The organism is Pseudoalteromonas sp. MMG006 (assembly GCF_018101025.1).
Lineage (GTDB): Bacteria > Pseudomonadota > Gammaproteobacteria > Enterobacterales > Alteromonadaceae > Pseudoalteromonas.
Map to the genome: position 1 here is coordinate 1 of NZ_JAGJEJ010000020.1, position 23,030 is coordinate 23,030.

Genomic DNA, 23,030 nt, shown 5'->3' on the forward strand with positions numbered 1-23,030 from the left:
CGAACGTCCGGAAATGGCACTCTTTAGCCAATCGACAAGATTAAATATTAATAATTGGTAAGGTACTTTTCTGTATCGGATGGAGCTTCACTTATCCTACCTACACCAGGCACTTTCTTTCAATAGTTGTCTTATCACTCCCATCTATACTCGCGCATATTCACTTTGTCTTTTTTAAACAGTACACCTTCTAATAATAACTTTTGGCGTTGCTGTTGGTATTTATCACTTCCTTCGGGAAACGATATTTTACCTTGGCTATTCACTACCCTGTGCCAAGGTATTACTGAATCGTTAGGCATCACTTTTAACAAGCGCCCTACCAAGCGTGAATTTTGCGGGTAGCCTGCAAGGGTCGCTACTTGCCCATAACTGGCTACTTTACCTACGGGTATATTTGCAATAATGGTGTAAATAAGGGTTTCTTTGTCAATATCCGCGGTCATTTATGTACGCCTCGCTAAGTACTTTAAATTGCTCCCAGATAGAGCGTGCAACAGGTCCATGGTGTATTGCATCACGCCTAAATGCACGTACTTCTATGCCAAATTCGTCTTCTCTGTCGTTTATATGTACTTGCTGTAAAAGCCCTGCTTCTATTTCTGGTGCGCAGTAATCTATATTCATCATTGCCCAGCCCGCACCTGCAAGCAAAAATGATTTTAAGTTAGTTACGTCATCTATTTTCATTAAGGCTGAGCCTTTAGAGTACGAAAGCTTGTCGCTGTCTATACTCAAATCGCTTTCAAACATGGCTAAACACGGGTAATTTTTTAGCTCATTAAACGTTATACTTTTTGGGAATTTATCAGCAAGGGCCACAATTCCAATATTGAGCTGACCAATGGGTAGGCTTTCTAAATGCCCTGTAGCATGGAACAAATCGAACCATGGACCGATCCCGAGTTCCACTTGCCCATTATTAACTTGCTCTAACGAAACAAAGCGTTTACCACTAGTTAAATTAAACTCTGTGCGTTTAAATAGTCTAAAAGTATTACTTATGATCTCATTATAGTTGTCTTTTTGACAGATCTGTTCATAGCAAATTCGGTATTGTGGCTCATTCCCCAGCGCAAGCTCTTTTGCAAGTTGTGCCAGCTCATCATTTGCATGTAATAATTGCTGTGCCTCACGGTGAAAAACTCGCCCTTTTTCAGTTAACTGTAATCGGTACTTGGTTCTATCGAGTAATTCAAAACCGATTTTTTCTTCAAGATTTTTTATAGCAAGCGTGAGCGCTGGCTGAGTTTTATGGAGTTTTAGCGCCGCCCCACTTAAACTTGCGCTTTGCACAATGGCATCTAAAATTTGTAATTGATTCAGCTTCATACTGAGCCCAGCATAATCATAAGTAAAACTTATTATGTTTCTAAAATTTAATGAATTTTATTTTATATGGTTGCGGCGTATCCTGCACTTAATTATTTTGCCCATCATTGCCACGGAGAAGACATGAAACTCTTTCGTCTATGTATACTTACTACGACTTTACTTACTTTAATGGCCTGTTCAGAGCCCGAAAATCAAGTAAAAGAAGAGCCCATTAGGCCTGTTAAACTATTTAATATAGGACATGATTCGCAAACAAATGTACGTAGTTTCCCCGCAGAAGTGGTTGCTAATCAGGGCTCGTACTTAGCGTTTAGAGTAAACGGTGAGCTGGTTGAGTTTCCGGTATTAGCAGGTGAAGAAGTTAAAAAAGGGCAACTTTTAGCTAAACTAGACCCAGAAGACTTTCAACTCCAGTACGATGACAGAAAAGCCCGCTTTGAGCTTGCTAAGTCGCAACTTGGTCGTATTGAGCAATTACTAGAGAAAAGAATCGCAAGCCAGTCGGAGTACGATGAAGCACTTGCTAATATGCAAGTAGCAGAATCTGCTTTTAAAATTGCAGAAACAAACTTGGAATACAGTGAATTACGCGCGCCATTTGCTGGCACTGTAGCTAAAGTATTTGTAAAAAACTTTGAAAACATTCAAGCCAAACAAAATATCTTACGCCTAGAAACCCGCGATTTAATGGATGTAGAAATACAAGTGCCTGAAAAAATAATCGCGCGTATTAAAAAAGGCAGCGACTACCACCCAACAGTGGTTTTTGATGGTTTTACCAATAAAGAATACACCCTTGATTTAAAAGAGTGGGATACACAAGCCGATCCAACGACTCTAACTTACAAAGTGGTTTTTTCCCTGCCAGTTCCTAAAGATTTTAATTTGTTAGCAGGCATGACTGGACGCGTATTTATTGATTTATCAAAAGTAACCAGCTCACAAGTGGCTTACACAATACTGCCCGTTGAATCTGTTTTTTCTGACGCTAAAGAGAGCATTTCAGATAACGCTTACGTGTGGATATACAACCCTGAAACTGGTGTTGTAAACAAGCAAGCTGTTAAAGTCGGTCAAGTACACCGTGACGGCATTGAAGTACTGAGCGGCGTTAAAGAAGGCCAAATTGTCGTTTCTGCTGGCGTGCATTCATTAGATGAAGGCATGAAAGTACGCCCATGGAATAAAGAGCGAGGCTTATAATTATGAGCTTTGCACAACTCTCTATAGAGAAAAAAGTAATTAGCTGGATGTTTGCACTACTGCTGTTAATTGGCGGGAGTGTGTCGTACTTTGATTTAGGCCAACTAGAAGACCCAGAGTTTACGCTTAAAAAAGCCATGGTGATTACCATGTACCCAGGTGCGTCGCCTCAGCAGGTCGAAGAGGAAGTCACCTTCCCTATTGAAAATGCAATTCAACAATTACCCTATGTTGATTTTGTTACGTCTATTTCATCAAACGGTAAGTCGCAAATCTCAGTAGAGATGAAAAGCAATTACCGAAAAGAGCAGCTTCGCCAAATTTGGGATGAAATGCGTCGTAAAATTAATGACCTTTCTCCCTCTCTTCCTAGTGGCGTATACCCAAGTACCATTTTAGATGACTTTGGTGATGTGTATGGTGTGCTGTATTCGGTTACAGGTGACGGCTACTCGTACGATGAGCTTAAAGATTACACTGATTATTTAAAGCGCGAGCTTGTACTAGTTAAAGGTGTAAGCAAGGTTACTATTGCTGGTGAGCAACAACCACAGGTAATGGTTGAAGTTTCTTCGCGTAAGTTGGCGCAACTTGGCATAGCACCTAGCCATATTTTTGGCTTACTGCAATCTCAAAATACAGTATCGAACGCAGGTAAAATTAGAGTAGGAGATGAATCTATTCGTTTTCACCCCACTGGCGAGTTTAAAGATGTGAGTGAACTTGAAACTCTTCTTATATCTAAACCCGGCGCGAGTGAGCTTATATACCTTGGCGATGTAGCAAAAGTATTTAGAGAATATGCAGAAGTACCCAGCAATGTTATTCGTTACAATTCAGAGCAAGCGCTATTGATAGGCGTGTCGTTTATGAATGGTGTAAACGTTGTAGATGTGGGCAAGCGAATAGATGATCACTTATCTGAACTTGAATACCAGCGCCCGCACGGTATACATGTTGAATCGGTTTATAACCAACCTAAAGAAGTAGAAAAATCAGTAGATGGCTTTATTGTTAGCCTTGTAGAAGCAATTGCGATTGTAATTGTTGTACTGCTTATTTTTATGGGCTTAAAAAGCGGTATTTTAATTGGCGGTATTTTATTACTGACTGTATTAGGCACCTTTATATTTATGAAGTTGTTTGCCATAGACCTGCAACGAATTTCACTTGGCGCACTTATCATTGCGCTAGGTATGCTGGTTGACAACGCCATTGTTGTCACCGAAGGCATATTAATAAACTTAAAGCGTGGGCAAACAAAACTCAAAGCAGCGGTTAATATTGTAGAGCAAACTAAATGGCCACTGTTAGGTGCAACGGTTATTGGTATAACCGCGTTTGCACCTATTGGCTTAAGCTCTGATGCAACGGGTGAATTTGCAGGTAGCTTATTTTGGGTTTTATTTATATCGCTCTTATTAAGCTGGATAACGGCTATTACGTTAACGCCATTTTTTGCAAACTTAATGTTTAAGCAAGATGAGTTTAAAAAAGATAAAGGTGATAACGACGAAGACGACGACCCTTATAAAGGCTTTATTTTTACAGGCTATAAAAAGCTATTAGATGTGTCTATGCGCTTTCGAAAAACCACACTGGTGCTTATGGTTGTATTGCTTTGTTCTGCAATTGTTGGCTTTGGAGCTGTTAAACAGTCGTTTTTTCCGGCATCTAATACGCCCATGTTTTACGTAGATTATTGGCAACAACAAGGCTCAGATATTAGAGCGACGCTTGATGGTATAAAAAAGCTAGAAAACTACTTACAAAAAGAAGATCTCGTTGAAGAAATAACCAGTACCACTGGTCAAGGTGCACCGCGTTTTATGCTAACGTATGCGCCTCAAAAATCGTACTCATCTTATGGTCAGCTTATTATTAGAGTAAAAAACCGTGAAGCGGTTGCTGTAGTAATGCAAAAAGTTCGCGAGTATTCACAAAATACGCCGCTTTCAGCTGAGCTTAAAATAAAACCAATGGAAATTGGCCCATCAACCGATGCAAAAATAGAGGCGCGTTTTACCGGCCCTGATCCTGTTGTGCTTCGTAAACTGGCTGCAAAAGCTGAAGAAGCAATAGCACAAGACGACGGCGCTTATAATATTCGTGACGACTGGCGTGCACGTACTAAAATGATTCGCCCACAATTTAACGAGCAAAAAGCGCGCCGCTTGGGGATTAGTAAGTCTGATCTTGATGATGTGCTGCTTACCAGCCTTTCGGGCAAACAAGTGGGTGTATACAGAGATGGTACGCAGTTATTACCTATTATTGCTCGCTCCCCTGCTAATGAGCGCTTAAACGTTGAAAGTGTTCACGATTTACAAATTTACAGCCCTGTACTTGGTGTATTTGTACCAGTTACGCAAGTTGTTGAAGAGTTTATTGTTGAATGGGAAGACAGCCTTATTATGCGCCGCGACCGTAAACGCACGATAACAGTGATGGCCGATCAAAACGTATTAGGAGATGAAACTGCAGCCAAATTATTTGCGCGTATTCGTGGGCCTGTAGAAGCGGTAGAACTGCCACGCGGGTATACATTAGAATGGGGCGGTGAATATGAATCATCAACAGATGCCCAAAAAGCAATATTTGGCTCGCTCCCTCTTGGTTATTTAGCGATGTTTGCAGTAACCGTATTACTGTTTAACTCTGTAAAACAACCTTTGGTTATTTGGGCCACGGTACCACTTGCCATTATTGGTGTTAGTGCGGGTATGTTAATAATGAATGCCGCATTTAGCTTTATGGCTTTACTTGGCTTATTAAGTTTAAGTGGCATGCTAATTAAAAATGGAATTGTGTTAGTTGATCAAATTAACCTAGAGCTGCGCGATGGCAAATCGCCTTATCAGGCGGTGTTTGAATCTGGCGTTAGCCGTGTACGCCCTGTTGCAATGGCAGCTATAACCACCATTTTAGGTATGATCCCACTATTGTTTGATGTGTTTTTTCAGTCAATGGCTGTAACCATTATGTTTGGCTTAGGCTTTGCCACGATACTAACGCTTATTGTAGTGCCAGTGCTTTACACGGTAGTATTTAAAATAGATTACGAACCAAAACAGTAATTTAGTAAAGCTATAAAACACGTATAAACGCAGCTCGTTTAACACGGGCTGCGTTTTTTAATATATAAAACAAACTAGAGGTCATTTACTCTTTGTTGCTCAGTTTTTACTTAGCCCACGAGGTTACAAACCTCGCATCAAGATTAAATCGTTCCTAGTTTGAATAAATTTTAATCCTGAAAGATCAACAGGCCCTAGCACGATGGAAAGCTTCGCGGGTGGCTTGGTATTTTTTTTATACCGGTTTTAGTTTATTTATGGCTGTGGGCTAGTTTTTATATTTCAGTAAAATTATGGGCTTATTATTATAGCGATAATAGCTGGCAGCAGACGTATCGCTAGTCACCGTAGAGGCGTGCCCGACTGATTACGAATACAGCTGCGCAAAACTGGTTGTGCTAGATTTAAATACTTACACAAAGCGCTCTTTTAGGTGGTACTTAGATAAACCTGCATTGCAGCGCTTACAAAACGAAAACATAAACTTAGTGGGCGTTAAAAGCCCACTGGGTAATATTGTTCATCAAATACAGTGGTAGTGAAGTTTTGAGTGCTACTTTTTCAAGCTTAAAGTACCAGAGGAGCGCGTTTTACGATTAGCGGGTTTTGAAGTAGGTGTGTTATTTGAACCTTTGCTATCATTTTGTGTGTTTTTAACGGCTCCGCCCTTACCTACATACGTAGTAGATCGTTTTTGAAATGGTGAGTTACTTCTTTGAGTTCGAGTGCCTCGTTCATTATTAAATGCTCGTGGATTTTCGCCCTGAAAATCACGCTTTTTAGGCTCGCTTTTATTATTGCTTGCGCCTTGCTTATTAGTATCAACAGAGTGCTCTTGTGTTTTACCTGAATCAGCAATCGAATCGTTAATTTGCGCCATTTCTACATCGGTTAAATGTCGCCACTGCCCTACTTTTAAGCCCTTTAGCGTCACGTTCATAATGCGTGTACGTTTTAAAGTCACAACTTCATAGCCTAAGTATTCACACATACGGCGAATTTGGCGGTTTAAACCCTGAGTAAGAACAATTTTAAATTCTTGTGGAGCTGTTTGGGTCACTTTACACTTTTTTGTAACAGTGTCTAAAATAGGAATACCGTTTGCCATTTTAGTCACAAATTGGCGGTTTAGCGGTTTATCTACAGTGACTACGTATTCTTTTTCGTGATTGTTACCTGCGCGCAAGATTTTATTTACGATATCGCCTTCGTTGGTTAAAAATATGAGCCCTTCTGAAGGTCTATCTAACCGGCCAATAGGAAATATACGAGTTGGGTAGTTAACCGCTTTAACTATATTACTCTGAATTTTACTCTCAGTGGTACAGGTAATACCCACAGGCTTGTTATAAGCAATGTACACACGTTTAGGCTTTGCACGAAGAGAATTACCATCAATTAAAACGTTATCGGTATCTGCAACTTTTACGCCCATTTCTGGCATATTACCGTTAACCGTAACACGACCCTGCTCAATATATTTATCGGCTTCTCTGCGTGAACAAAACCCGGTTTCACTAATAAATTTATTTAAACGTTTTAATTCGGTCATGGCACTTAACAGTCGTAATTTTAAAGGCGACTAGTGTAAACCACACACGCTTATTTTTCGCCCCTAATTTAATATAAATAGGTTTTTAAGCGCTAATTTTTAGTTGAGTTAGCTTACGCCATATAAATTCAAGCGGCCCTTGTGTATAAAAACGGCTATACAGCGCTGTAAATAATAATTGCACAATGACCAAACTGGTTGCTACTAACCAATAATCTATACGATTAAAGCTTAATACCCACTGCGGAAATAAAACTTTATAGAGCAGTAGTTGCATGATGGTTTGGCTTATATATAAGGTGAATGCTAATCGCCCTGCTTGTTGAATAAGCGAGCCTACATATGCGCGATTATTACAAAATTTAACAAAAATATGAATATAAAGCACGGCCACAAAAAGCGCAGCAAATGTATTTACTAATTCTTGAGTAGCTATACTTAAACCATCATTTCCTTGAGGTATTGAAAGCCTTAAGCTTGTAAAAACAAACGCCCCACTAACGCACGCAAATAACTGCTGCGAAGTAAGCCCTTTGGTAAATACCTCCAACTTATATAAGTATATTCCAATGAGCATAATGCCAGAAAACATCAAAAAAGCTAAAAATGGAACCGCTACAACTGCAATCATATTGTAACCTAAGTTACTGATAAAATAGTCTATATAATGCGGGCTATATAAGTCTATAAATGCTTGGGAGTCACGGTAGATATTCTCATCAGGCAAGTTCATTAAAAACAAAAAGGTTATTGCACTCGCTAATAACATTAATATAAAGCCTCTTTTTAAAAGCATATTATTATTAGTTTCTACATATTTGAGCACCCACCAACCACATACGCCGTAAACAAATAAAATATCGCCAGCCCAAAGCAAAAAACCATGTGCTAAGCCAAAAATAATGAGCCAATAAAGTCTCGCTTTTATAGGAATAGTTGATTTGCAGCGCTGCCATTGGATAAATAGCCCAGCACCAAAGAGAAGGCTGAACAGCGTTCTAAAACGCCCATCGATAAAAATACTACTAAGGGTATGAATTACAGCATCACTAAAAGGTGGGGTAGCTAAAGGCGTATAGATATAATCCATTAATCCAAAAGCATAGCCATTCATGTAAACAAGGCAAAGCACTGCAATACCACGTATAAAATCCATATTATGATTGCGCATAACTTAGGTAAAACTTCCTTTAACTGTTATTTTTATAATTGTCTGCCCAGTCAACTGCTTGTTGGTAGAGCTCAGGTAAAGCTTTGCTATTTAAGTTAATTAATATTACAGCTTGCTCTAGCGCCCACCAACTTCCTGTTTCGAACGCTTTAACAACATTTAGAATATAATACAGGGTGTTTTTTTCATCTAATAACGCGGCTTTTATCTCATCTGGAAAGGGGAGTTTTTCAACAAGAAGGCTCATTGGCTGATCCAGTATTGCGTCAAGTAATGAAAATAAACCCGTCAAAAAAGCTTCGTCTGATTGTTGCTTTGCTATTTTTTTTGCAATTAATTCACAAAAACGGGCACGAACAACGCATATTTGCATAAGTTCTGCTGGTTTTTTACCTGCAGTGTGGGCGGTCACGATAAGGCCCACAAACTTTTTTAAACGCTCATGACCAAGGTATACTAAAGCTTGTTTAAGTGATGAAATTTTGCTTTGAATAGGAAAAACACCACTGTTAAGCAGCCTAAGTAATTTATAAGCTAATGCGGCATCAAGTTCAAACAAGCCAGCAATTGCTTTTATATCTGGGCTTGGTTTCATTATTTCTGCGTATATGGCAACCACCAAAGAATAATTATAATCAATGTCGTTTTGTGTGATCATGGTTGGCTTTGCAAAAAAGTACCCCTGAAAATAATCAAACCCCATTTTATGCGCAAGCTCAAAATCCTCTTGAGTTTCAAGCTTTTCAGCTAATAGTTTTATTTTTTTGTGCTGCTGGAGCTTTTTTATTACGGGTGTGATCTCATTGAGTGGTGTAACTGAAATATCAAATTTTATCAGCTTGACGAGCTTTAAAAACCTATCCCATTGCGGCTTATATACAAAATCATCCAGTGCAAGATTAAAATTGCGATGAAATAAATCCCGACACATTTCGTAGTTTTTATCGTTTGGCTCTATGGTTTCAAGTAATTCAATTACAACATCTTGGCAAGGTAAAAAAGCACACAAATCAAGTTCTAACGATTCGGGTCCTATATTTATTAAAGCTTTTTTACCAGAGGTAATATGGCGCGTTCCGAGGTTTAGTTGGTTTTCCATAATTAGACGCGCGGTTGCCTCACCTTCACAAATATCAGGGAAATAGTTTTTTGGGCTGTCTCTAAATAACAACTCGTAGGCTACTACGTTTTGACGACGATTAAATATTGCTTGCCTTGCAACAAATACAGACACATTACCTACTTTTATTAATTTAACCAATACCAAGTAAGTAATAACGCAAATACAGTGTTGTGTCACCAAGGCATACCATATTTACATTAACTTTATTGATATAAGTATGAAATATAATCAGTTGCCACTTTCGGCCACGAAAAACGTGCCCCTTTAGCATTAGCTTTAATTTGCTGCCATTGCTTAGGATCTTGTTTATGTAGCGTTAGTGTCTCATTCAAACATTCTAACAGTGAATCTGTTTGTTTACTAAGCGTACCAGCATTAAAACTAAAGCCATTTTCGTAATGCTGAACAGTATCTTTTAGCCCGCCAACACTATGAACTAAGCATGGTTGCCCTGCTCGCATTGCTAACATTTGGCTAATACCACATGGTTCGAATGAGCTGGGCATTAAAAATAAGTCACCTAACTTATACATTAAATCCCCAACCCCTTGGCCGTAGCCTTTTAAAAATAACAGGTTTGAATTACGTGCCATTGCTTTGGTAAATAGCTCTTCGAGTACCTCGTCACCTGATCCTAAAATAATAATCCGGCCATTAGATTCACTAACCATTTTACACACTTTATCTATTACTAATTCGCCATCAATAGATTGGCATAAAAGTAATACTTTTTGCTCTGTAAGCCTACCAACACTCGTAATTAATGGCCCTTTAACAGGTAATAACATAAATTGCTGTAACCGTTGATGCGCAATATAGTAGCTACTTTGAAGTTGCGGCGTTTTTGTCATCCAACTAAATAAGGTGCTTTGTGCTTGGCTATATAGATCATCCAGTGTGACTTTGTTATCAGTACTATTAGGGTATTCGCAGCCATTTAAAATACCTACGAGCTTTCCTTCAGTTGCTGCATTTTTTAAGTCTTGCTCTAGCCCTTCGCCACCAAAAAAACCATGTTCGTAATTGCTTGGCTTTAGTACTTCCTGGCTATAAGTAGGCGATACTAAATGAACCTTATCAGCTAGGTTAATTGCACTACGCATCGGGTTAAAGCAATGTGGATAGCGGGGATCGCATAGTTGTTGCCCATCGTAACTTAGTGAAGGAAACCAAGCCTCTAAGCTTGAGTCATCGTGCTTAAAAGGTCTAATTCCTTGCAGGGCAATGTTATGAACTGTGTAGGCAATTTTTAAGTTATTTAATTCCCGATAGCGTAGCTCAAATTTAAGCAAAACGGCCACACATGCACTATGCCAATCATGTAAATGAAGCGCTGTTGGGCGCTTTAAAATACCTTGTAGCAACGCTTCACAAACCGCTGCGTTAAACAAAGCAAACTTTGTTGCATCAGTTGCGAAAGGCCTTCCTGGTGCATCATTACAGTACACACTACCCGAATTTCTAAACAATGGATGACTAATAACAATTTGCGCTACATTACTTTGCGATTGCTCTATTTTAAAAAGCGTTAATACATGTGGGTGAGCATTAAATGCAACAGTGACATCACCAATATGAGTGCGGTTAAGTTCATCAAATCCATAATCAGGAATCACTACGTCAACACTCACCCCTTGCTCAGCAAGCGCTTTTGGTGCATCACGAACTACATCCGCTACTCCACCGACTTTAGCGCCTGGTAACGCGTCATTTTCTGCTGCAACCATTAATACATGCATTAATTTACTACTTCCTATAAACCTATATTAGCTTGCTCAATTTTGAGCAAGCCTGTGTTGTCGTGCTTATTTAGCTAATTACGCTAGCTTTTTATTCTCTTGAGATTGACGCTCTAATTTTTTAGCAAGCTCAGTGAGCATATCACGAGTCACTAAAACTATACCTTTTTTAGAAACTCTAAAACCATTTTGCTCATCCGTTTTGCGGTCAATACCAATTTCAAGGCCTGCCGGTATTTCACAGCTTCTATCTATTATTGCTCGTTTGATTTTACAGCCACGATTAATTACTGCACCCGGTAAAATAACTGATTGCTCAATCTCACAAAATGAGCGCACATGCACGTTTGAAAACAATAGTGATTTTCTGACAGCTGATCCTGAAATGATACACCCACCCGAAACAGTCGAATCTAGGGCCATACCGCGCCTGTCGTCATCATCAAAAATAAACTTAGCGGGCGGTAATTGCTCTTGATATGTCCATATTGGCCAAGTTGGATCATACAAATCCAATTGTGGCTCTGGCATTACAAGCTCCATATTAGCTTCCCAAAACGAATCGAGCGTACCTACATCGCGCCAATATGGCTGACCTTCTTGAAGTGGATCTCTAAACGGAAAAGCAAACACATTATGCTCTTCAATAATAGCTGGGATGATATCGTGGCCAAAATCGCGTCCTGAACCTTCGTTTTCAGAATCTTTTTTAAGCTGTTCAAATAAAAACTCTGTATTAAACACATAATTACCCATAGAGGCTAAACATGTGCCTGGTTTACCAGGTACTGAACTTGGCATAGCTGGTTTTTCATCAAAACGACATACACGGTTTTGCTCATCCACAGTCATTACACCAAAGGTATCTGCAGCCTCTTCAACAGGCACTTCTAAGCAGCATACAGTCATATCTGCGCCCTTTTGAACGTGCTCTGCTAGTAACGCACCGTAGTCCATACGATAAACATGATCACCTGACAAAATCATTACATACTTTGGTAGCTCATGACGAATAATATCTATATTTTGAAACACGGCATCGGCGGTACCACAGTACCAATCGTCACCTTGACGTTGAGAGGCTGGTAAAATTTCTACAGACTCTCCAAGCTCCTTTTTAAAATGTCCCCATGCACGATTAACGTGTCTTATTAGTGAATGCGACTTATATTGTGTAGCAATACCCACTCGCCTTACACCAGAGTTAATACAGTTTGATAAAGGAAAATCGATAATTCGATGCTTGCCGCCAAAATAGACCGCAGGTTTCGCTCGCCAATCAGTTAGCTCGTGCAAGCGAGAGCCACGCCCACCAGCCAGTATTAACGCGTAGGTTTCTCTGGTTAGGCTACTGATGTAGCGATTTGCATAATTAGGCATAATACTCTCTCCATTTAGTCTAGGCTTTTAGTGGCATGGCTTGATGTTGTCGTTAAGTCCGTTTCACTAATATTGAGGGGGTCTAAATGCCAAATATCTTCACTATATTGGCTAATGGTTCTATCACTTGAAAACATACCACTGGCTGCAGTATTTAAAATACTCATTTGTGTCCAGTAGGTTTGATCTGCATAGGCTTTATCGACTTCTTTTTGCGCTGCTACATAACTTTCAAAATCATGTGCTGTTAGCCATGGATCGTCAGGGCTTTTTATCGAATTTGTAATGTCTTCAAATAAGCATGGTTCAAATAAATTAAAATGCCCACTTTGAAGAAGTTGCATTACATTATTTAAATCACTATTTTGTGCAATTAAAAGCTCGGGGTTGTAACGCGATTTAATATCGTCAATTTCGTGCGCTTGAGCACCAAATAAAAAGAAATTATCTGCACCAACGGCATCTCTAATTTCGATGTTAGCGCCATCCAATGTGCCGATAGTCAGCGCACCATTCATCATAAACTTCATGTTACCCGTGCCTGATGCTTCTTTTCCTGCGGTAGATACTTGCTCTGATAAATCCGTTGCAGGACAAATAGTTTCCATAGCCGTTACATTGTAGTTTGGTAAAAATGCGACTCGCAGGTATGGAGCTGCTTGAGGGTCTTTATTAATAACCTCTGCTACGTTATTAATCAGCTTGATTATTTTCTTGGCCATATAATAACCAGGCGCAGCTTTACCACCTAATAATACGCAGCGAGGCACAATACCTTGAGTGTCGCCACGGCGAATACGGTCGTATAAATGAATAACATGTAATATATTTAAAAGCTGACGTTTGTACTCATGAATACGTTTTACCTGTACGTCAAACATCATTGATACATCAAATTCAACGCCACAACGTGCTTTAACTAAATCGACCAAACGTTGCTTGTTTTCGCGTTTTGCATTTTGCCACTGTTCATGAAATTTTTTGTCATCATAATAACGACGTAAGTCGCTAATTTTAGAAAACTCTTTAACCCAATCGTGGCCAATTTTTTCGCTAATTAGCTTACTTAAGCTCACATTACAATGCGCAAGCCAACGTCTTGGTGTAACACCATTGGTTTTATTATTAAATTTGTTTGGCCAAAGCGCATAAAACTCTTTAAATAAACCTGCTTTTAATAATTCAGTATGAAGTGCTGCAACGCCGTTTACTGAGTAACTCCCCACAATGGCTAAATAAGCCATGCGAATTTGTGGCTCATCTCCCTCTTCAATCAGTGACAATGCGCGCTGTTTTTCAACGTCCCCAGGCCATTGCTGAGCAACTTGTGCTAAAAAGCGTGCGTTTATTTCAAATACTATTTCTAAAATGCGCGGTAAAAGTTTTGCAAATAACGATACAGACCATTTTTCTAGCGCTTCTGGAAGTAACGTATGATTTGTGTAAGCCATAGTTTTGGTCGTTATTTGCCATGCATCATCCCAATCGAGCTCGTAGTCATCAATTAAAATACGCATAAGCTCTGCCACTGCAATGCTTGGGTGGGTATCGTTTAATTGAAATACATGATAATCGGCAAAGTCTGCAAAATTTTCGCCGTGCTCACTTACCCACTGATCAACAATGTCTTGAATACTCGCCGATGATAAAAAATACTGTTGACGTAATCTAAGTTCTTTACCATTTTCGCTGCTATCGTTTGGATACAGCACCATAGTAATTTGCTCTGCTAGGTTTTTTTGCGCAACGGCTTCTGAGTAACTGCCGGCATTAAACTCGGTTAAATTAAACTCATCGGTTGCTTCTGATTTCCACAAGCGAAGTGTATTTACAATATTGTTTTTATAACCAGGTACTGGTACATCATAAGGTACGGCTAAAACATCTTGTGAGCTTATCCATTGGCGATGCTCACGTGCGTATTTATCTGTATAGCTTTGCACATAACCACCAAATTTCACGCGTTTAGCATGCTCAGGCGCACTAAGCTCCCAAGGATGGCCCTCTCTTAGCCAATTATCTGGTTGCTCTATTTGGTTGCCATCTTTAATTGATTGATTAAACATACCGTATTCATAACGCAGGCCATAACCAACAACAGGTAACGCTAAACTTGCGCAGCTATCTAAAAAACAGGCAGCGAGTCGCCCTAGGCCGCCATTGCCAAGTCCTGCATCGTGCTCAGCATCTTCAATGGTTTCTATTGTTGTGCAATATTCTTGAAGTGCAGCGGTTACTTGCTCATCTAAATCTAAATTTAAAACTGCGTTACCCAGCGCTCGCCCCATTAAAAATTCAAGCGATAAATAAGCTGTTTTGCGGCGTTTATTTTGCTTAATTTGTTGGTTTGTTTCTCTACAGCGCGCAACGAGTCTATCGCGAATTGTAAGTGCTAATGCGTGATACAAGTAATGCTGCGACTCGCCTACTTTATCTCGTCCGAGGGTATAATAAAAATGCCGTGTTAGGTCATCTTTAAGCGTACTTTCATCGATAACAGGGCCTTCTTGCCACCCCTTTACTACACACACTTGTTCACCTTGTTTAGCCATGACCTTCGTCCTCTAAATTGGCACTAAAAACCCAACTACTTTGTGCTGAAATTTCAACAGTTGCATCTTCATTACTTCCCGCAGATGCATTATTGACACTCGATAGAACCATTTGCCATTTCGCCTTAATTGGCGAAGGTGGCAATTGGCATAAAACTGTTTTTTCACTGGCATTAAATATAATGAGCAAAGCATGTTTATTTTGCTTATCAAGTAAGCTGTACATTAAAAACTGTCTGGACTGCTCATGCCAATGTGCATCAGTCATAGTTTTACCTTCTTCGGTAAACCATTTAACCGTAAAACGCTCATCTATATCGTCTAGAAATACACTGTGTTTAAACGCACTATGTGCACGTCTAATTTTAAGGGCGTCGTCTATAAAGCGCGTTAAAGAATGATTTAGCTGCGAGTCTTTCCATGCAAGCCAACTCGTACGATTGTTTTGACAATAAGCGTTATTATTACCCCCTTGAGAATGTGCCATTTCACTGCCTGCAGCGATCATTGGCACTCCTTTTGAAAGTATTAAGGTAAGCAAAAAGTTCTTTTGTTGCTGTAATCTTAGCGTTGTTATTTTTACGTCGCTGGTAAACCCTTCTACGCCACAGTTAAATGAGTGATTTGCGCTGTGCCCGTCTCTGTTTTGTTCACCATTCGCTTCGTTGTGTTTGTGCTCATAACTCACTAAATCAGCGAGGGTAAAACCATCATGGCTGGTTATAAAGTTTATACTATTGAGTGGGCCGCGTTGGCTGTGTTCAAAAATATCAAACGAGCCATGTAATCGTTTAGCAACGTTTGCAATAATGCCGGTTTCACTTTGCCAAAAGCGTCTAATAACGTCACGATATTGATCGTTCCATTCTCGCCACGGTGGCGGAAAGGCGCCTAATTGATAGCCGCCAGGACCAATATCCCACGGTTCACTAATAAGCTTTACTTTGTTTAATATGGGGTCTTGTGCAATAGCTTGTAAAAATGTATGCCTAGAGCTAAAACCTGATTTAGAGCGCGCCAAAATAGTCGCTAAATCAAACCTAAACCCATCTACTCCCATTATTTCTACCCAATACCTTAAGCTATCGAGTACTAGTTGCAGTGTTTTTGGGTGATCGATATTAATAGTATTGCCGCAGCCGGTATCGTTTATATATACATTGGGCTGATCGTTCGCAGTACGATAATAAGCTAAGTTATCGAGTCCTCGCAGTGACAATATTGGGCCATCGTTGCCTGCCTCAGCTGTGTGGTTGTAAACAACGTCGAGTATTACTTCTATATCGGCATCGTGAAACTGCTTAACCATTTGCTTAAATTCGTTTATGTCGTCATTTACTAAATAATCTTTGTGGGGAGTAAAAAAGTTTAAGGTGTTATACCCCCAATAGTTTTGCAGCCCTTTGGCTGTTAAAAACTGCTCACTAATAAATGCATGGACAGGTAATAACTCTACTGCTGTAACCCCCAAATTGTGTAAATGCTCAATAAAATTTGGATGGCTCAACCCTAAAAACTTACCTTGTAAAGATTTAGGGATTTTAGGGTGACGACACGTAGTCCCTTTTACATGGCATTCATAAATAACAGTGTTAGACCAGCGGTACTGTGGTTTTTTATGCTCATAATAAGCTTGAGATGCAACTTTTGACTTAGGGATATCAATTGCATTGTTTACACAGCTTTTTGTGCCTATTGGCATCTGCCCGTAGTGACGTTCACTCCATGTGAACTCGCCAAAAATGTCTTTAGCGTAGGGGTCAATTAGTAACTTGTTTTCATTAAACAGCAAACCATGTGATGGGTTATATTCTCCCTCAACCCTAAAACCATAAAGTGCCCCCGCGCTTAGTGGTGATATATGAATACTCCACACACCGCCTTCGTTGATGTTCATTGCCATTTTTAGAATTTCTGAATGGCCACTTTTATCAAACAAACAGACATAAGCTTGACTTGCATTAGGTGCATACAATGAAAAGTTAACGCCGTTATCGCTAACACTCGACCCAAGCGGCTCTACACTGCCATGAGTTGCTTCAAATCGATTACTCATCATCAACCTTTTGTAAGTAAATAGTAGTTAAACCACCAATTGCAATTGAAATACTGTGCTTAAAGCTATGATTTTCTTTATTAATTGTATTTACAATTTGCGATGCGTTTTGAGTTACTTCAATGCCAGAGCCAAAAAACTGTGTTTCATCTGTATTTAAAATAACTTTATATTGGCCTTCGCTGGGTACACCAATTAAATAGTTTTCATATGAGGCTGGCGTAAAGTTAGCAATGACAACAACAAAATTTTTAGCATTTTTTGCAAAGCGCACAAAGCTCAAGATACTTTGTTGATTATTGTTGTTATCAATCCAGGTAAAGCCAGCAGCACTAGAGTCAAGTTCATACAATGCTGGCTGTTTTTTATAAACTGTATTTAGAGTTCTTATAGTTTGTTTTACGCCACTATGACTTTGGTGTTCTAACAAATGCCAATCAATAGAATGATCATGCCCCCACTCTTTACGCTGAGCTATTTCACTGCCCATAAACAATAGCTTTTTACCCGGATGAGCCCACATAAATGCATAATATGCGCGTAAGTTTGCAAATTTTTGCCAATCATCTCCAGGCATTTTTTCGATTAATGAGCCTTTACCATGAACCACTTCATCGTGACTAAGCGGTAATATGTAGTTTTCGCTAAAAGCGTAAACCATAGAAAAGGTCATTTCATGATGATGATGCTGCCGATACAAAGGGTCATGCTGCATATAATGAAGGCTGTCGTTCATCCACCCCATATTCCATTTATAGCCAAACCCAAGCCCATTATGTTCAACACTTTGAGTAACACCAGGCCAAGCCGTTGACTCTTCAGCCACCATCATGATCCCAGGGTTATTTTTGTAGCTGCGCATGTTAACTTGCTTTAAACACTCTATTGCGCCTAAGTTTTCACGCCCGCCATAACAATTAGCTACCCACTCACCTTCTTTTCGGCTGTAATCTAAATAAAGCATGGAAGCCACAGCGTCTACACGCAGGCCATCTAAACCAAATTGATGTAGCCAATACATAGCATTAGAAATTAAAAAGCTTTTAACCTCTGGGCGGTCGAAGTTATATATGTAGGTATTCCAATCAGGATGAAAGCCTTGGCGCATATCAGCGTGTTCGTATAAATGAGTACCATCAAATCGATGTAACCCATGCGGATCACTTGGAAAGTGCCCAGGCACCCAATCAAGTAATATACCTATGTTGGATTTATGACATTGCTCTACAAAATATTTAAAGCTGTTGTAGTCGCCAAAGCGGCTAGTTGGTGCAAATAAACCCACGGGTTGATAGCCCCACGAGCCATCAAACGGGTATTCACTTATTGGCATAAGTTGTAAGTGGGTAAATTCCATCTCTAGCGCATAGCTAACTAGTTTGGCAGCAAGCTCTGTGTAACTTAAATAGCGGTTATTCTCTTCTCGTTGCCATGAGCCTAAATGTACTTCGTATATGCTTATTGGTGCATCTATATGATTACGCTTTTGTCTGTTGGTTATTGCATTTTCACTTAGGGTAATTGGCTCAGGTTTATATTGCAGAACGCTTGCTGTACCCGGTGCCTGTTGCATTTTAAAAGCAAATGGGTCTGCTTTTTCTAGTACTTCACCACTTTGGGCGGTAATAGCAAACTTGTAACACATATCCGCATTAAGATTGGGAACAAACAACTCCCACACACCACTTGCTGGGTGAAAACGCATAAAATGACGATTTATTTGCCAAAAATTAAACTCACCAATGACAGATACACTCGCTGCGTTAGGTGCCCAAACACAAAACCGTACTCCTTCTACGTTTTGTTGTTCGCAAAAATGTGCGCCAAAATGAGAGTAAGCATGCTCTAAACTGCCTTCATTAAATAAGTACATGGCGTCTTTATCAAGTGCGCTTTCAAAACTATATTCGTCATAAAAGGTAGTTTGGCTATTTGCGTACTGAGCACTGCATTGATAGGGCTTTGTGGGTAGTTCGTTAACTTTGGCTATAAATAAATCAGTTTGTTTATACCTGTTAGCTTCAACACTATTATTATTTAAGGTAACGCTTGCTGTAATTGCAGAGGGTAAATAAAGACGAATTTCTATATCTGAACTTGTTTTATGTGCTCCTAAAAAACTAAAGGGGTCTTTAAATCGTCCTGCATTTAATGCGCTAACCTGCTCATCGTATTCTGTATTAGGTAGTAACAGTTCTGTATTAATTGTACTGCTCATTTAACCTTTCCTTATTGAATCTATAGCAGCTAATAGCGGAGCATTTTTTTTAAATATATCTTTACTTGTATGTGTTAATACACGGCGCCAATTAGGATACTCTTTATCTGTACCGGGAATATTTACAGGGTACTTTTGCTCATCTAAATCATCTATTTGTAATGCAAACAATCTTGATTGCGAACCTGCCAAGCAAAGCGCCAGCTCGCTATACACATCCATTGCGTTGCTCTCTAATACTAGTTCAGGTTTATGGCTACGGTGGTTTATAAAACGTAAAAGCTTGTGTTGCTCTTGTATTCTTTGCTGTTTTTGTTGCTCATACTCGTTTTTACTGATCAACTCATAATGTTGTTTAATATTTAAATCATCATGCTGCCACCAGCCTAAGAATGGCGGTACATCGTGATTTGCTATCATTAACAAGCAATGAGGTGCTAAGTCATCTACTGGTAGAAACTCTCCATCGTGTTGTTTTTCAAAATAAAATAAACTATTTGAAAAAATACCACTGCTAGACAGCGCATGTTTTACTTCAGGTGGAACTATCCCCAAATCTTCACCAATAACGATGCTTTGATTAATGTGTGATTCGATTTTTAAAATTGCGAGTAAATGTTCAAATGGATAATATACATAGCAACCATCTTGGCGTCCGTTAGTGTCAAAGCACCACCATAAACGCCGAATTGCCATAACATGGTCTATTCGTAAACCGCCTACACTTTGCATATTGGCGCGTATTAAAGAGCGGTAATATTGATAATTGTTATGTTGCAGGCTTTGAGGATTAAGTGCAGGTAATCCCCAGTTTTGTCCGGCTTCAGCCCATGGGTCTGGCGGTGCACCTACATTTGCCCCTTTAGAAAACAATGCCTGTTGATTATAAAATTCAGCGCCATCACCTGCGCAGCCAACGGCGAGGTCGTTGATTAAGCCAATTTCCATTCCTTGATCTATGCAGCTTTGTTGGCAAAGCGCAAGTTGAAGACTCGCTTGCCACTGCAGATAATAGTCAAACTTGGGCTGTGCTGGATTAAGCGTAGAAAGCGTGCTTATATTTTCGTTACAAAATTTATCAAACGCTTCACGCCTTTCAGTACTACCTGTTAATTCAAAATGATCATAAAGCGCTTTAAACAAGGCATATTTTACCTGGCTAACATTATGGTAATTAATAAACTGATCGGTTGCGTTTAACAAAGCAATGACATCATCACTTTCCATAAGAGAATTTAATTGCTCATTATTTTTTGCATCTGTACTTAGTGCGACCGAAATATACAGAGGGTTTAATAAAGCGCGGCTATTAGGGCTATATGGACTTGCCCGCTCTGGTATATCAGCAAACAGCAAATGCAGTGGATTAAGTAATATATAATCCATATTTTGTTTAGCGCAAAGGGTTGTAAGTTCCAGTAAATCGTTAAAGTCACCAATACCTAAGCAAGCTTTATTTTTTAACGTATATAACTGAATAGATAGCCCAGTGCGCTTTAAATTATCAATTTGAAAAACTTGTTCTGGAACACTCCAAATTTGCGTATTCGCAAGTTGCTCTCCAACTTTAACCGTCGCTTGGTGGTAACCAATAGGTAACGCTTTTATTGGTAATTCTAGTTTGATATAACGCACTTCATGTAAGTAGTACTCTCCAGTAATAGCTAAATTATAAAGGTTGGCGAGCGTTATATGTATATCAAGCGAAGGGACTGTGATATTTGCTGAGCAGTGCAGTTGTCGCTCATCTATCTTGATTTTTAAAAACGGGGTTTGTTGTTCAACTAAACTTACACTTGGTACTAAACTGCGCCAAGTAGAGGCATCTAATTTGAAGTTTAATTGCGCTATTTGTGCATCATTATTGGTATCCACACCACAACATTGCAAAGCACGTTTACGCGTGTCTTCGTTAAAAAACACCTGCTCACCTGTGTATTTGGTAAACTCATAGCCTATGCCATGCAGGTAAAATAACTGCGAAAGTGCGTCCATTTACCCGCCTTAATTAATGCGTTGAGTATTAACTATGCTGTTTTCTGTACCAAAATTATTTGCCATGTAGCCATCGGCTTCATGGTCGTTATCCCATATGTCTCCGTTAATTAAATAACGAAAATGAAATTGCTGATCAATAGGCAAGCGTTGTTTAAACTTAAAAACGCCTTGTTTTTTATTAAGCTTCATCGGAACAGGTTGCCAATCAGTAAATTCACCTAATAAGCTAACTTGTTCTGCTTCAGGGTGAGAAAATTCGAAGGTTACTTCAGCTTCATCTTTTGTTTTAAAAAAACGCTTATTCAACATAACAGGCTCCAACTAAACAATTAAGGGTATTTAATCTTTGCCACAGGGCCGATTTAACATCAAAGGGCGATGTGGGATCCATCTAAATCATCAAACGTGATGTTAGTTAAACAAAACTTTATTTACGCTTTATTACAGTGCAAAAATAATTCTTACCGCACCAGTAACGTGCATACAACTAAAATACATTACGTTTAGAGTGATACTAATATATAGAGCAATAATTAAACCAACTAAACAAAATGTGGAACAGACTTAATATTTAAACCAATTAAATCTAAATTAAATAAAAAAGTATTAAATTCTTTTTTTATATATTTGCATCATGGATAATACCCAGCATTCTAATACTCTGAAATATAATTAATTTCATGTTAAAAAAAAGCATTTTAATAACTATAGCAATCATTGTTTTGGCTGCAGTTGCATTTATTGGTACATCCATTTACACCTTGTATAGTAAAAAAGAAATTTCTGTTGACCCTAAATTGAAAGAAATTTCAGGCATAGAGTTTGATAAAAAACAACGCTTGTGGGCCATAAATGACGGTGGCGATAAGCCCAAGCTATATAGATTAAATAAAGACGGTTCCATAGCAAAAGAAATTTTGGTAACTAATGCTAAAAATATTGATTGGGAAGATATGACCCAAAATAAGTTTGGTCATTTTTTTTTAGGTGACTTTGGCAATAATAAAAATGATCGTAAATGGCTAACCATTTATAAAATAGAAAATCCAATCGATATTAAAAGCAATACAACCGAAGCCGAAATAATAAAATTTACTTATCCTGAGCTTGATGGTAGCCCAGTAACACCGGACCAACGTAACTACGACCTAGAAGCATTTGTTGCACTTGGACGCCATTTATACTTATTTACTAAAAACCGTACAGAGCCATTTGATGGCATCACAAAAGTTTATAAAGTAGGTGATCATGCCGCGAATTTTAGTGCTCAACTAATCGATTCATTTAAAACGTGTACCACCATGGAAAAACTGTGTTGGATAACATCTGCAGCCTTAAGCCCTGATCGTAAAAAATTAGTACTTTTAGATTCAACAAGTATTTGGTTATTCGAAAACTATAAAGGTGATAAGTTTTTCTCTGGTGATGTATCGCGTATCGATTTAGGCATAGTTACTCAAAAAGAGGCTATTACTTTTTATGATGACAATACAATTGTATTCACCGATGAAGAGTTTAAAGGCATTGGCGGGAATGCCTATTTTATAAAGTTAGATGAAGTCACTAAAAATGTAATACGTAAAGTCTCTACTGTTAAAAGTGCTGAAAAGTAAGTACTTAATCGTC

Annotated in this window: 15 protein-coding genes; 3 read left to right on the top strand and 12 right to left on the bottom strand. The window is 39.0% G+C overall.

Features of this window, described 5'->3' with window-relative positions:
• Window positions 1–134 precede the first annotated feature (134 nt).
• Window positions 135–446, bottom strand: a complete 312-nt coding sequence (locus tag J8L73_RS15970; RefSeq protein ID WP_211018548.1) for an MGMT family protein — start codon at window positions 444–446, stop codon at window positions 135–137.
• Window positions 430–1,332 carry a LysR family transcriptional regulator gene (locus J8L73_RS15975; RefSeq protein ID WP_211018550.1) on the bottom strand — a complete coding sequence of 301 codons (903 nt, stop codon included), beginning with the start codon at window positions 1,330–1,332 and terminating at the stop codon, window positions 430–432. The genes J8L73_RS15970 and J8L73_RS15975 overlap by 17 nt, the downstream gene beginning before the upstream one ends.
• Window positions 1,333–1,455: 123 nt before the next feature.
• Between J8L73_RS15975 and J8L73_RS15980 the strand changes: the two genes are divergently transcribed.
• On the top strand, window positions 1,456–2,538 hold the full coding sequence (locus J8L73_RS15980) for an efflux RND transporter periplasmic adaptor subunit (RefSeq protein WP_211018552.1): 1,083 nt from the start codon (window positions 1,456–1,458) through the stop codon (window positions 2,536–2,538).
• Window positions 2,539–2,540: 2 nt separating this feature from the next.
• Window positions 2,541–5,615 carry an efflux RND transporter permease subunit gene (locus J8L73_RS15985; protein WP_211018554.1) on the top strand — a complete coding sequence of 1,025 codons (3,075 nt, stop codon included), beginning with the start codon at window positions 2,541–2,543 and terminating at the stop codon, window positions 5,613–5,615.
• A 553-nt stretch (window positions 5,616–6,168) separates the two neighbouring features.
• Here the strand turns inward: J8L73_RS15985 and rluF are convergent.
• The 10 genes from rluF to J8L73_RS16035 all read right to left on the bottom strand — a co-directional run bounded on the left by rluF (window position 6,169) and on the right by J8L73_RS16035 (window position 21,713).
• A complete protein-coding gene (gene rluF, locus J8L73_RS15990; RefSeq protein ID WP_211018556.1) occupies window positions 6,169–7,167 on the bottom strand; it encodes a 23S rRNA pseudouridine(2604) synthase RluF in 999 nt (332 codons plus the stop codon).
• An 85-nt stretch (window positions 7,168–7,252) separates the two neighbouring features.
• A complete protein-coding gene (locus J8L73_RS15995) occupies window positions 7,253–8,323 on the bottom strand; it encodes a DUF418 domain-containing protein (protein WP_211018671.1) in 1,071 nt (356 codons plus the stop codon).
• Window positions 8,324–8,357: 34 nt separating this feature from the next.
• Window positions 8,358–9,572 carry an HDOD domain-containing protein gene (locus tag J8L73_RS16000; RefSeq protein ID WP_211018557.1) on the bottom strand — a complete coding sequence of 405 codons (1,215 nt, stop codon included), beginning with the start codon at window positions 9,570–9,572 and terminating at the stop codon, window positions 8,358–8,360.
• Between the two features lie 92 nt (window positions 9,573–9,664).
• Window positions 9,665–11,200 (bottom strand): glycogen/starch synthase, encoded by a 1,536-nt coding sequence (locus J8L73_RS16005; protein ID WP_211018559.1) that lies wholly within the window; start codon window positions 11,198–11,200, stop codon window positions 9,665–9,667.
• Between the two features lie 78 nt (window positions 11,201–11,278).
• Entirely contained in the window at window positions 11,279–12,580 is a 1,302-nt protein-coding gene (gene glgC, locus J8L73_RS16010) for a glucose-1-phosphate adenylyltransferase (protein WP_211001428.1), read from the bottom strand.
• 14 nt (window positions 12,581–12,594) lie between these two features.
• Window positions 12,595–15,132 carry a glycogen/starch/alpha-glucan phosphorylase gene (locus J8L73_RS16015; RefSeq protein WP_211018562.1) on the bottom strand — a complete coding sequence of 846 codons (2,538 nt, stop codon included), beginning with the start codon at window positions 15,130–15,132 and terminating at the stop codon, window positions 12,595–12,597.
• Window positions 15,125–17,188, bottom strand: a complete 2,064-nt coding sequence (glgX, locus tag J8L73_RS16020) for a glycogen debranching protein GlgX (protein WP_211018564.1) — start codon at window positions 17,186–17,188, stop codon at window positions 15,125–15,127. Before glgX ends, J8L73_RS16015 begins: the two co-directional genes overlap by 8 nt.
• Complete coding sequence (gene glgB, locus J8L73_RS16025; RefSeq protein WP_211018566.1) at window positions 17,181–19,406, bottom strand: 1,4-alpha-glucan branching protein GlgB; 2,226 nt, start codon at window positions 19,404–19,406, stop codon at window positions 17,181–17,183. Before glgB ends, glgX begins: the two co-directional genes overlap by 8 nt.
• Window positions 19,407–21,401 carry a 4-alpha-glucanotransferase gene (gene malQ, locus J8L73_RS16030; RefSeq protein ID WP_211018574.1) on the bottom strand — a complete coding sequence of 665 codons (1,995 nt, stop codon included), beginning with the start codon at window positions 21,399–21,401 and terminating at the stop codon, window positions 19,407–19,409.
• 9 nt (window positions 21,402–21,410) lie between these two features.
• A complete protein-coding gene (locus tag J8L73_RS16035; protein ID WP_211001423.1) occupies window positions 21,411–21,713 on the bottom strand; it encodes an isoamylase early set domain-containing protein in 303 nt (100 codons plus the stop codon).
• Between the two features lie 371 nt (window positions 21,714–22,084).
• Between J8L73_RS16035 and J8L73_RS16040 the strand changes: the two genes are divergently transcribed.
• Window positions 22,085–23,017 carry a hypothetical protein gene (locus J8L73_RS16040; protein ID WP_211001422.1) on the top strand — a complete coding sequence of 311 codons (933 nt, stop codon included), beginning with the start codon at window positions 22,085–22,087 and terminating at the stop codon, window positions 23,015–23,017.
• Window positions 23,018–23,030 lie beyond the last annotated feature (13 nt).